The organism is Terriglobus sp. YAF25 (genome assembly GCF_052113305.1).
In the GTDB taxonomy this organism is placed as follows: Bacteria; Acidobacteriota; Terriglobia; order Terriglobales; family Acidobacteriaceae; genus Terriglobus.
This window is the reverse complement of the sequence record NZ_JBFRCY010000169.1, coordinates 1-11,887: the sequence shown is the minus strand read 5'-3', so window position 1 is coordinate 11,887 and position 11,887 is coordinate 1. Positions and strand designations below refer to the sequence as shown.

Genomic DNA, 11,887 nt, shown 5'->3' with positions numbered 1-11,887 from the left:
ATAGATCCACAGCCGATGCAGCATGCGACCAATTTCCTCTGCTTCCTTTTGAACAGTGATTGCGGTCGCCGCCGGTAGAATTCCAACGCGTTGTGCTAGTTCAATCTGGGTCTGCAGTTCGTTGTTTGAACCTCGCGCGATCGTCACAAACTGTCGAAACTCTTTGCGCCCTATTCGATTGGCGCCTTCCGCAAGGTTACTGGGAATGGAAACCGCCGCTCGTCGCATTTGGGTAGCCAACCCATAGACTTCGCGCTTCGGAAAGTCTTCGGTGATGCGGAAGATTGTCTCCGCAAGCTGCATGGAGCGCTGCCAGACGAGCAGCTCTCGAAATGATTTCGCCATTATGCCAACAGTCTAAGCAGCTCAAAGCCATTCGAGAAGAGGTTCAATAAAATAATCGGGACCCATCCCACCCATACAGTACGTCTTCAACTTCAAAAGTCGAGCCCGACCGCATGAAGGTGGAGACGCACAACCATAACTACCCATGCAGTACGTCTTCAACTTTGGGGCTACACCAGGACTGGAACGTTCTCGACGCCTTCCACTCCAAACACGCGGCGATAACGAACAAGCTCTTCCTCGGGCCCGGTGGCTTTCTGATAGTTATCACTCAGCTTGACCGCGGGTCTCCCATTGACTGTCTGCAGTTTGCAGATCAGACCAAGCGGTTCCAGCTCATGTTCCCTGCGCGGATGGCAGCCGCGGAAGTCGTTGGTCAGTAGTGTTCCCCAGCCTGCGCTGAAGCGGACCCTTCCGTGGAAGCGCTGATGCAGGGTAAGAATCTCGTCTACATCGAGCCCGTCACTTGCGATCAGGCGCTTTCGAGCCGGATCCTGACCGCGCTCTTTGAGCCACGCGATATATTCTTCACCCGCGATAAGAGGATCTTTGCTGTCGATACGCAGACCGGTCCATGCTGCGACCCAATCCGGAGCATTGCGAAAGAACTGCGTACTACCGTAGGTGTCGGGAAGCAGCATCAGCAGTGCTCCGCCGTAGGTCTGCTGCCAGAGCTCGAGCACGTTGTACTGCGACTGCAACAGCTCTTCTTCTGTGTTTGCCATCGCGGCCAGAGCCATCGGAAGCTCGTGCGCGTTGGTGCCGATGGCTTCCATATCGTGCTTGTATGCGAGATAGGTGTTCGAGGTTCCGGCGAAGCGGTCGCCAAGCGTGGAGTGCATGGCATCGACAACATACTCCTGCCACAGAAAGCTGTGACGGCGGCGGGTACCAAAGTCGGCGATGCGCAGGCCGTCGATCGCACGCATCCGTTCGATCTTCTCCCACAGCCGTGTCTTCGCCCGCGCATACAGGATGTCGAGCTCCAACTCGTTCAGGCCGCGCAGACCATAACGCGTCTTCATCTCGCTCAGGATGGAGAGCGCATAGATCTCCCACATCGTCACCTGCGTCCATTCGCCGGCGAACTCAAGCTTCACTTGTCCATCGACAACATCGAGCAGGTAGTCCGGAAGACGGAAGTCATGTTCCAGCCATTCCAGAAAGGCAGGCTCGAAGATACCGCGTACGTGATCCAGTTGCGACCGCAACTGCTCGATATCGATCTGCTCTGCCAGACGTACGGCAGGCTTGCGGTTCACGACGGAGAAGGTCACCTGGACATCGCGAAAATGCTTCCAGATGTACTGCAGCATAAGCAGCTTGTAGAAGTCTGTATCCAGCAGCGAGCGGACGATCGGGTCCAGTGCCCAGTTATGGTTATGCGCCCGCCGCGCGAGGTTCAAGATCATATGCAGTCATTAGAGCATTTTCCCTGTAGGTGTCCTAGAAACCGCATCCGCTGCTGGTGGCTTACTTGGGAGCCGCAGCGGATTGCAGTTAGAGAATATCGACGTATTGGAGATAACCGATGCACCGGGTGCCCATGTCCCTCGGGGACATGGCCCGGCTTTTACTTTAGCGGCAGAATTCTTCAACGGGTCCGAGCCAAGATCCCCGGGGCATCTTGGCTCGCTTGGATTTAAGAGTTATAGATCGGGCCTTCAGCCCTCAGCTTTCACTTGGCCGATAACCCGGGGCGTTGCCCCAGGCTGGTATAGAGCGCGCTTTCAGCGCTTTTATAACGGAGGCAATCCTCGTGCGTGTTCCAATGAACCACGTTCGTTGTGGCCTATGACGAAATAGGCACTCACAAAGCATCGCACTATTCAACGATTCAACGATTCAACCATTCAACGACTCAATGCAGCGTGCTATTCACCTGCGGCGACATCGCCTGCAGCAAGCCTTCCAGCGTCAACTGCCGGGCAGCCAGCTGACACATTTTCGCGGCCTGCAGAAATGCCTCCGGAGCCAGGCGGACAGTCACAGCGCCCACGGAGAGATGTACTGTTCCGCAGGCACACAAGGTAACGCCGCCGAGGCCTTCGGCCTCGGCCAGCATCATGCRCTCTTCACTGGCAGCACAGGCCATCGCTACACTCCTCGCTTGGCGTAGTACTCCGCCACCTGTCTCAGGTTGAACTCGAAAGGGACATGTTCATTGCCAGGCACTGACAGTACCGTGCCATGGGTGGTGACACCTTCAGCAGCGAACTGCAGATAACTCGGCAGGCCCAGCCGGGGATTGGTGCGGGAGGTCCCAGTCATCTCACCACCGGCCTTCTCTGTCAGGCGGATGAAGTCGCCAACGCGCAGAACATAGCTGCCGATTGTCACGCGTTGGCCATTGACCAGCACGTGTCCATGGCTGACGAGTTGACGGGCCTGCGCGATCGAGCGTGCAAATCCCAACCTGAAGACAACGTTGTCCAGACGCCGCTCCAACAGACCGATCAGAGCCTCGGCCCAGTTGCCATTCTGCTGCACCCGTTTGGCAACGCGGACAAAGCGGCGAAGCTGCTCCTCGCGCAGACCATAGTGGAAGATCAGCTTCTGCTTCTCCCGCAGCTGCGCCCCAAACTCTGACAACTTCGGCTTACGCTCGCGGCCGTGCTGGCCTGGCGGATAGTTCCTCTTTTCGAGCGCGCCGGGCTTCCCCAAACCAGGCAGTTCCAGCCCCAGCGCACGCTGCATCTTCCACTTTGTCCGATGGCCCATACCGTTGAGGACCCCTCCTGATACCAAGAAATCGTCGAGGGTCCCTCAACCGTCGACAGAACTAAGACTAAACAAGTCCTATATTGATCTCCACGGACACACATCGAACTGCGAGAAAAAGCGCCTGAAAGGTATAGACCCCGCCCTGAGGCGAGGTCTGAGAGCATTTCCCTGTTGCTGGGTAGCCCGGAGGTAGCGTGCAGCGGCGTTTTCATTGCGGAAAACGCCCATGGAGCATTTCTCCTAATGGTGTAGAGCGGAGTTTTCGCTGTTTGCGCCGTTTTCCGCGAAGAAAACGGCATTCGCAGATTTTTCCAAGGCTACAGTATTAGGAGAAATGCTCTAGATGCGGAAGCCCTACTCTACACCTACAGCGAAAATGCTCTGACCAGGTCTTGCGGCGTATGGAATCGTTATTTCCCGTTCTGTGTCGACCGGATGAACTCGGCGGTGTCGTCGTGGAAGCGCTTCATAATCGACTCGTTCAGATAGACCATGTGCCCGGACTCGTAGAAGTGGTAGCTGATGTTCTTTTCGAGCGATGCCGGAATCTGCAGGTGCTTCATCTCGTACTCGGCCCCGAAGTAGAGGGTTCCGAGATCGAAATAGCCGCCCAGCAGCATGACCTTCATCCTGGGATTACCCTTCATGCAGTTAGCCAAGTCTGTCATCACATTGGTGCTTCGACCGAAGTTGGCAAACCCCTTGCGCATATCCCAGTCAAAGCCTGGGTCACCGTAAGCACCTGGCTTGTAGGTCATCTGGTCGCCATACTTTAACGTCTCGCGAGTGTAGCTGTTGATGGCGGTGGTGTAGGCCGAAGTGATGGCCTGCCCCTGTGGATCGTACTCCGCCTCCGAAGCCAGCGGATCGATATCAGGAGCCGCATAGCGCGAGTCCAGACGGCCGGTCGTCAGACCATCGCCAAGCTGCAGCATCTTGGAAAATCCACCGCCGTTGACGCGAAGATCGGCACGCAGCAGATAGTCGACCGGCAGCCCCGTGTAGCCGTGCAATTTTTCGGCGACAGCGCGCTTGTCCGTGTCATCCAGGTCGGCTCCCTTCGCCAGCGCCAGCAGATAGTCTGTCGTTGCGAAGTGCTCCACCTCACGCAGGAAGGGCTCCAGCGCCGCGCCCTGGCTGGGCAGCTTGTGGTGATAGAACGCTGTCGCCGCCATGCTGGGCAGCGACAGCACATAGGCCATATCGCTGCCGGGTCCGGAACGCGATCCGTCGGCCGAGTCGGCAAAGTTCAGAATCTGGCTCAGCAGGATCACACCGTTCAGATCGACGCCGCTGTTCTGCAGCATGTTCGAAAGCACCGCCGAACGGGTCGTGCCGTAGCTCTCGCCGAAGAGATACTTCGGCGAATTCCAACGCGAATACTTGGTCAGAAAACGCCGGACAAAACGATCGAAGGCATGGGCGTCCTGATCGATGCCCCAGAAGGCCTTCTCCTTATCCTTGCCGAAGAGACGACTGAAACCCGCACCGGGCATGTCGATGAAAACCACATCGGAGACGTCGAGCAGCGAATAGGTATTCTCCGTGATCTTGTACGGCGCTGCCGGGTCGTGATGCGTGTCGTTGGTGATGACACGCTTCGGTCCGAACGAGCCCATATGCAACCACATCGTCGAGCTGCCCGGACCGCCGTTGTAGAGGAAGGTCACCGGCCGCTCCTCGGCCTTCGCTCCTTTCTTGAAATAAGCCGTGTAGAAGATGCGGGCAGTCGCCGGAGCCTCCTCCGGCTTTTCGAGATTGATGTGAGCTTCAGGCAGCCAACTTCCATCGAGCGAGATCTGCGCGGCAGGAACCTTCGGCGGCTCTTCCTTCTGTTGCGCAAAACAGGAAGCCGTTGCAAATGCCAGAAAAACAAGCTTCTTCATCGTGATGTTTAAACCTCGGCTCATACAGGACGGGGGATTTCGTTCTTGCAACAGGTTACAGGCAAAAAAATAGGCCCCACATACGTGAGGCCTCGCTCAAGGATTTGTCGGTGCCTGGATTGTTGTGACACTTGGATTGCTAACCATACTTGCCTCCGCCGGACTCTCCCTAAGGGCCCGGAATCTGCATCGTTAGCTAGCCTAATTGCCCCAAACAATGGAACCGTACAACATATTGTGTTGTCTATGCAGATAAGTCAAGCAAAATTTCTCTGGAGCATTTTCCCTGTGGGTGTAATGCGGAGCTCCCACACCTATGGGCGTTTTCCGCAATGAAAACGCCGCTGCACGTCCCTTCCGGGATACCCAGCAACAGGGAAAATGCTCTAAATGGGAACGAATCTCCGGAAGTCGCCGTATCCTTCCATCACTATGAAAACCTCCGTCTGCCTGCTCACTCTCGTATCTGCGACTGCGCTGCTCGCCACCGGCTGCCGCGTCTCCTCCAGTGGCGAGTCCGGCAACAAGGATGTTCGTGTCGCCACCCCTTTTGGAGGACTGCAGGTCAAGACCGACCCGGAGAAGGTGATCAGCGGTCTCGGCCTGCCCGTCTATCCCGGCGCCTCCCTCGAACTGAAACAGAAGGACGGCAAAGAAGAACCCGATGCAGCCGACTTCAATATGGGTTTCGGGGACTTCCGCATCCATGTGAAGGCGGTGACCTACACCACCTCCGACTCAGCCGACAAGGTTGAGGCGTACTACCGCAAGGCGCTTGCAGCCTATGGCGACGTCATCGCCTGCAAGGACAGCAAGCCGATCGGAACGCCCACCCGCACCGGCCAGGGCCTGACCTGCGATGAGAAGGATGGCCAYGTCAACGTAAACGGCAAGGGAACGGATTCCGTCAAGGGCGACCTGGACCTGCGGGCCGGTTCGAAGCAGCATCAACACATCGTCGGTATTGAGAAGAAAGGCGATGTCACCCGCTTCGGTCTTGTGGCGCTCGATCTGCCAGGCAAAATCAGCTTCGACGACAACGACAAGGACAAGGAAAAACAGGCCAACTAGCGACTCGAGATAGCCCATACACCGGGTGCCCCATTCACGCAAAAGCGTGAGTGGGACATTCGGGCGAAGCTCGAACCGGGTGGGAGCCATCCTCTGGACGTAGGTTGAACGGATATCTCGATATGCTTACCGCCTCGTCCGCTGGCCGATATGCGGAATACATGCAAAATCCATATAGTGGCACCGTTAAGGCCGACGACGACCCCGGTGCCATTGTGGAAAGCTTTCGACTTCCGGCCGTAACCTCTCCGGTTGCCTGCGGACTGTGGGCCACGTATCATTCGAGGGCAGAATGAGCGAGTCAAAGCCGAAACCCACCCTCCGCGAAAAGGGCAGACTGATGTCTGCTTCAGAGATTGAGCGCACCCTGGTGCGTCTGGCACACGAGATTGTCGAAAAGAACAATGGCGCGGCCAACCTGGGTCTGGTCGGCATCAAACGCCGTGGCGTTCCTTTGGCCGCGCGTCTGGCGAAACTGATCGGAGCGATTGAAAAGACCACGGTCGACACCGGCGTTCTCGACATCAGCTTCTACCGCGATGACCTGTCGACCTCGGGAACGCGGCCGACGGTGACTCCCGGCGCGATCGGTTTCGACGTCAACGACCGCGATATCATTCTGATGGACGACGTGCTCTWCWCSGGCCGYACCATCCGCGCCGCGCTCGAYGCCCTGTTTGACCACGGACGTCCCCGCTCGGTACAACTTCTGGTGCTGATTGATCGCGGCTGGCGCGAACTGCCCATCGAAGCGCAGTTCATCGGCCGTAAGGTCCAAACGACTGACCGCGAAATTATTGAAGTGAAGTTCAACGAAGTCGACCAGCAGGAGCAGGTTCTGCTCGTGGAGCGAGTCGACTAACCCAGGTTTTCCCGTGTTACCTCCTGATGTCACCTGCCACTAAGTCCGCCGCTAAATCTGCGCCGAAGTCTGTGCCTAAAAAGGCTGCAGCTCAGGCGCCGCAGCCGAAGGCTACGACACCACCAGCCGACGGCATTCACCCTGGCAGCCTGCTCTCCATCACGCAGCTTTCGCTCGAAGAGGTCAGCAATATTCTTGCGCTCGCCGAACGCCTGGCCGCCGAACCGCTGAGCAAGCACGCGACCCTGCTGGAAAACCGCAAGCTCGCGCTGCTGTTCTACGAGAGCAGCACGCGCACCCGCACCAGCTTTGAGCTTGCAGCAAAGTCCCTCGGCGCAATGACCACTCTGGTCAGCGACAAGTCCTCCTCCATTGAGAAGGGCGAGAGCCTGAAAGACACCGGGCTGACGCTGCGCGCCCTGGGAGCGGAGTGCATCATCCTGCGCCACAACGCCTCCGGCTCACCTTATCTGCTGGCGAAACATACCGGCCTGCCGGTGCTGAATGCGGGCGATGGCATGCACGAGCATCCTTCGCAGGCGCTGCTGGATCTTCGCACCATCCTCAGCCGCCTGGGGAAGAAGCAGGCCGTCACCGAGACGACGCTCGACGGCATTACCGTCTGCATCACCGGCGACATCCTGCACTCGCGCGTAGCCCGTTCGAATGCGCTGCTGCTGCCGCGTCTGGGAGCAAAGGTCATTCTCTGCGGACCGCAGCAGTTGCTTCCTCCGGAAGCCGTTGATCTGTCCTCCGGGATCACCCTGGAGCGCGATTTCGATAAAGCGCTGCAGCAGTCGCAGGTCGCCATGATGCTTCGTATCCAGAAGGAACGGCTGGCGGGCATGCAGATTGACCTAGCCGACTACCAGAAGCAGTACCAGCTCAACGAAGATCGCTACTTCAAACACGCACCCAACGCTGTGGTCATGCATCCCGGACCGATGATCCGTGGGCTGGAGATCACGGCCGATATCGCCGACGGTCCAAGCTCCGCCATTGAGGAACAGGTCCGCAACGGTCTCGCCATCCGCATGGCGCTTCTCGTACGCGCGTTGAACGGAGGCGCCGCATGAAATCGATTCTGATCAAAGGCGGCCATCTGATTGATCCGCCATCGCGCACCGATCGTCCGCGCGATCTGCTCATTCACGACAATAAGATTGTTGAACTCGGCGATCCGGGCAAGCTCAATGCCACGGCCAAGAAAGAAGGCGCTGAAGTCATCGACGCCAGCGGCCTGATCGTCGCGCCGGGATTGGTCGACATCCACGTCCACCTGCGTGAACCGGGACAGAGTCACAAGGAGACCATCGAGTCCGGCACCAAAGCCGGAGCGATGGGTGGATTCACCGCCCTATGCTGCATGCCTAATACCTCTCCGGTAAACGATTCGCCAGAGATCACCCGCTGGATGCTCTCGCCAGAACGCAACGCTGTTATTCGCGTCTTCCCCGTGGCAGCCGCAACCCGCGGCAGCATGGGCGAGGCTATTACGGAGTACGGCTCGCTGAAAGCTGCCGGCGCCGTCGGCGTCTCCGACGATGGCAAACCGGTCCTGCAGGACGCCGTCATGCACCAGGCACTCATCGCTGCCGCACGCGCCGGCGTGCCAATGATTCAGCATGCGGAGAACACCAAGATCACCGTGGGCGCCAGCATGAACGCCGGCGCACGCGCCTTCCGCCTTGGCCTGCGCGGCATGTCGGTGGAAGCAGAGTCCGGCATTGTGGAGCGCGACATTCGCCTGGTCCGCGAGCTGACAACCTCGGGCAAAGGTCCACGTCCACATCTGCACGTTCAGCATGTGTCCACGGCGAAAGCGATGGAGGCCATCCGTCACGCCAAACGCGCGGGCCTGCATGTGACCTGCGAGGTAGCGCCGCATCACTTCATGCTGACCGATGAGGCAGTCGAGGGCTACAACACGCACGCGAAGATGAATCCTCCGTTGCGTAGCGAAGCCGATCGAGCAGCGATGGTGACAGCACTGCTGGACGGCACAGCCGACTGCATTGCAACCGATCACGCTCCGCACGCCGTGCATGAGAAAGAGCAGGAGTTCGAGAAGGCTCCGAACGGCATCACCGGTCTGGAGACATCACTCTCACTTTCGATCAAGATGCTGCATCATCAGCACCGTATGCCGTTACTGCGGCTGATCCACCTGTTGAGCACCGCGCCTGCCCACATCATGGGCCTCCGCGGACRTGGAACCCTGGCGCCTGAAGCCTTCGCCGATGTCGTGCTCTTCGATCCGAAGTCGACCTGGACCTTCAACGCCCGCAACTCTCCCTCGAAGTCACGCAACACGCCCTTCGATGGACACACCTTGCCGGGCGTGGTGAAGATGACAATCTCGGAGGGACGGATCGTTTACAAAGCGTAGTTGAATAGTGGAATGGCTGAATAGTTGAATGGTAAAAGCCCGGTGAATGCCGGGCTTTTTGCTTTGAGAGCATCAACCCGTTAACAAAAGTTCAGAACCGGCCCGACCGTTTGGCGACTAAACTATTCAACCATTCCACTATTCAACGACTTCCCACGACTTACAACTTGTAACTGCCGTTCACGCATCGAATTACTCGAACCGACCTCGCGCCTCCCCTCCCACTGGCGCGATCAGAAACGAGGACGATCGATGTTTCTCCCCTGGAAGACAATTTCATCTACCGCTGCGGCCCTGTTGTTGTGCGGTGCGCTTGCGGGTTGCAAGTCTGCGGATGAAAAAGCGCTGGAACAAGCGAAACAACAGGCTACAGCTACCGGCCAACCGCAGCAGGTAGTGACCAATGATGGTAAGGGCAATATCGTCACAACGACGGTGCAACCGCCCGATCCGCAAACCCATCAGCAGACCATTACGCAGACCACCGCTCCGGCGCCCGCTGGCAGCACTCCCGGCACTACCAGCACGGCAGCAGCTCCGATGGCGGCTCCCGGCTCGGCGTCCGGCGCCGCTCCCATGAGTCCCGTCGCACCTGAGCCGAATAAGCCTATCGTGAAGCCGGCCGATGTTCGGATTCCCGCCGGAACCAATATGGCGATCCGCATTAATCAGCACATCAGTGTGAAGACTACGCCCGCAGGCTCTCGCTTCACCGGCGAGATCGCCGAACCTATCGCAGTGAATGATCGCGTGATCGTGCCGCGCGGCACACCGGTAGGCGGCGTTGTCGAGGAGTCGCACAAGCGCGGTCACTTCAAGGGCGCATCCATCCTGCAGCTTCGCCTCACCACCATGACCCTGAACGGCACTGAGTATCCGCTGGAAACCGGCACCTTTACCCGCACCAAGAAGGGCAAAGGCAAGCGTAGCGCCGCCTGGATCGGCGGTGGTACCGGCGCAGGTATGCTGATCGGCGGCCTGGCCACCGGTGGTGTTGGCCTCCTGGTCGGCGGCCTCTCGGGCGCCGGCGCAGGCACAGCTGTCGCTGGCCTGACCGGCAACAAGGACATCGACTTACCTGCCGAGTCGCTTGTCCGTTTCCGCCTGGCTGACGACCTCAGCGTCGTCCCCCCGGCAAACAACACCGCGGCCTCACAGCAGTAGAGTATTTTCCCTGTTGCTGGGTATCCCGAGAGAGGAGTGCAGCGGCGTTTTCATTGCGGAAAACGCCAATAGACGCGGAAGCCCTACGCTACACCCACAGGGAAAATACTCCAGCACAGACAAACAGCTAGCCTCCCTTAGCGGACGTCCCCCGGCGTCCGCTCTTTTTTTTGAATAACCAAATGATTGAAGAATTGAAGAAGGCCTGCGCGTAGCGTCATTCAATCATTCAATTCTTCCGTTATTCAATCATCATTCAACCTCCCAGTTGACAATCTCCTCACTCCAAGCAATACTCAACCACATGGTTGAACGAGAAGCGAAACTCGACCGGGTCTTTCATGCACTCTCCGACGGCACACGACGTAAGATGCTGCGCCGGCTGACGGGTGGGGAGCACTCGGTCGGTGAACTGGCTGCCGGCTTCGAGATGTCGTTCGCTGCCGGAGCCAAGCATGTGAAGGTGCTGGAGAACGCAGGTCTGGTGCGGAGGCGCATTATGGGCCGTGTGCACCTGTGCCGTCTTGAGGCACGGCAACTGAAAAAGGCGGACGAGTGGTTACGCTTCTATGAACGTTTCTGGAGCGACAGCCTGGATCGTCTGGAGATGCTGCTGGAACAGGACGCAGCAGCGGATGCGAGATCGAAAGGAGAGAAATAGTGAAGCAGGCAACCATCATCGACAAGCGCGCAGTGCGCGTCAATGCAGACACCTTCCGCTTCGAACGTCTGTTCCCCGGCCCCATCGAACGTGTGTGGGAGTACCTGGCAGACGGCGAGAAGCGCGGCAAGTGGCTGGCGAAGGGAGACGCGGGAACCTCGGTCGGCGAAGAGTTCCAGATGCGCTTCAAACACGCGGAACTGACGCCTGATCCGGGCGTGATTCCTGAACGTTTCAAACAATATGAAAACGGTCTCACCAGCACACRCAAAGTCACCGTGTGGGAGCCTCCGCGCCGTTTCGGTATGAGCTGGGGAGGAGGCGAAGAGCCATCCGAGGTCATCTTCGAGCTCACGCCCGAGGGCAAGAAGGTCCGCTTTGTCCTGACACACCGCCGCGTCTCCGACGCGAGTCAGGCGGAAGGATTCACCAAGGGCTGGCACACGCATCTGGAGGTACTGGAAGGTGTGCTGGAGGAGAAGCCGTTGGAGCCCTTCTGGGACATCTACCGCAATACCGAAGCACTTTACGAAACAGCAGAATAGCGAACGGGCCTCATTGGGGAGCGCCTCAGCGAGGCCCATTTTTCGTTGCGCCCTCTACAATCAAAGAGACAGCTTTTTTGAGAGTAGAGGACCCACCCCAGCAATGGCTTTGAACTGTGGCATCGTCGGCCTGCCGAACGTCGGCAAGAGCACGATCTTCAACGCGCTGACCTCGGCCAAGGCGATGGCCGCCAACTATCCGTTCTGCACCATCGAACCCAACGTAGGCGTTGTGGTCGT

General features: G+C 58.3%; 13 protein-coding genes. 8 read left to right on the top strand and 5 right to left on the bottom strand.

The window, feature by feature from the left end:
* From AB4043_RS09170 to AB4043_RS09150, 5 genes are all read right to left on the bottom strand, one after another.
* On the bottom strand, window positions 1–345 hold a 345-nt coding region (locus AB4043_RS09170; RefSeq protein WP_442306912.1), incomplete at its 3' end, for a four helix bundle protein.
* 170 nt (window positions 346–515) lie between these two features.
* Entirely contained in the window at window positions 516–1,757 is a 1,242-nt protein-coding gene (locus tag AB4043_RS09165; protein ID WP_442306911.1) for a nicotinate phosphoribosyltransferase, read from the bottom strand.
* A 449-nt stretch (window positions 1,758–2,206) separates the two neighbouring features.
* Window positions 2,207–2,440, bottom strand: coding sequence for a hypothetical protein (locus AB4043_RS09160; protein WP_442306910.1), 234 nt, complete (start codon window positions 2,438–2,440; stop codon window positions 2,207–2,209).
* Between the two features lie 2 nt (window positions 2,441–2,442).
* Window positions 2,443–3,066, bottom strand: coding sequence for a 30S ribosomal protein S4 (gene rpsD / locus AB4043_RS09155; protein ID WP_442302261.1), 624 nt, complete (start codon window positions 3,064–3,066; stop codon window positions 2,443–2,445).
* Window positions 3,067–3,479: 413 nt separating this feature from the next.
* Window positions 3,480–4,955, bottom strand: coding sequence for a S10 family peptidase (locus tag AB4043_RS09150; RefSeq protein ID WP_442306909.1), 1,476 nt, complete (start codon window positions 4,953–4,955; stop codon window positions 3,480–3,482).
* A 390-nt stretch (window positions 4,956–5,345) separates the two neighbouring features.
* On the opposite strand from AB4043_RS09150, the gene AB4043_RS09145 reads away from it, so the two are divergent.
* The 8 genes from AB4043_RS09145 to AB4043_RS09110 all read left to right on the top strand — a co-directional run.
* A complete protein-coding gene (locus AB4043_RS09145) occupies window positions 5,346–6,026 on the top strand; it encodes a hypothetical protein (RefSeq protein WP_442302259.1) in 681 nt (226 codons plus the stop codon).
* A 292-nt stretch (window positions 6,027–6,318) separates the two neighbouring features.
* Entirely contained in the window at window positions 6,319–6,888 is a 570-nt protein-coding gene (pyrR, locus tag AB4043_RS09140) for a bifunctional pyr operon transcriptional regulator/uracil phosphoribosyltransferase PyrR (RefSeq protein ID WP_442306908.1), read from the top strand.
* A gap of 71 nt (window positions 6,889–6,959) precedes the next feature.
* Window positions 6,960–7,964: an aspartate carbamoyltransferase catalytic subunit gene (locus AB4043_RS09135; protein WP_442306907.1), complete on the top strand. Its 1,005-nt coding sequence runs from the start codon at window positions 6,960–6,962 to the stop codon at window positions 7,962–7,964.
* Window positions 7,961–9,277, top strand: coding sequence for a dihydroorotase (locus AB4043_RS09130; protein ID WP_442306906.1), 1,317 nt, complete (start codon window positions 7,961–7,963; stop codon window positions 9,275–9,277). The genes AB4043_RS09135 and AB4043_RS09130 overlap by 4 nt, the downstream gene beginning before the upstream one ends.
* Before the next feature lie 252 nt (window positions 9,278–9,529).
* Entirely contained in the window at window positions 9,530–10,441 is a 912-nt protein-coding gene (locus AB4043_RS09125) for a hypothetical protein (RefSeq protein ID WP_442302255.1), read from the top strand.
* Between the two features lie 304 nt (window positions 10,442–10,745).
* Complete coding sequence (locus AB4043_RS09120; RefSeq protein WP_442302254.1) at window positions 10,746–11,102, top strand: ArsR/SmtB family transcription factor; 357 nt, start codon at window positions 10,746–10,748, stop codon at window positions 11,100–11,102.
* Window positions 11,102–11,647, top strand: a complete 546-nt coding sequence (locus tag AB4043_RS09115; RefSeq protein ID WP_442306905.1) for an SRPBCC family protein — start codon at window positions 11,102–11,104, stop codon at window positions 11,645–11,647. Before AB4043_RS09120 ends, AB4043_RS09115 begins: the two co-directional genes overlap by 1 nt.
* Before the next feature lie 103 nt (window positions 11,648–11,750).
* On the top strand, window positions 11,751–11,887 hold a 137-nt coding region (locus AB4043_RS09110), incomplete at its 3' end, for a GTPase (protein WP_442306913.1).

What these genes read in the sequence shown, in the direction of transcription:
- AB4043_RS09120 (WP_442302254.1), top strand. Translation starts at nt 10,746, where the DNA reads ATGGTTGAACGAGAAGCGAAACTCGACCGGGTCTTTCATGCACTCTCC.
- AB4043_RS09150 (WP_442306909.1), bottom strand. Translation starts at nt 4,955, where the DNA reads ATGAAGAAGCTTGTTTTTCTGGCATTTGCAACGGCTTCCTGTTTTGCG.
- rpsD (WP_442302261.1), bottom strand. Translation starts at nt 3,066, where the DNA reads ATGGGCCATCGGACAAAGTGGAAGATGCAGCGTGCGCTGGGGCTGGAA.
- AB4043_RS09165 (WP_442306911.1), bottom strand. Translation starts at nt 1,757, where the DNA reads ATGATCTTGAACCTCGCGCGGCGGGCGCATAACCATAACTGGGCACTG.
- AB4043_RS09125 (WP_442302255.1), top strand. Translation starts at nt 9,530, where the DNA reads ATGTTTCTCCCCTGGAAGACAATTTCATCTACCGCTGCGGCCCTGTTG.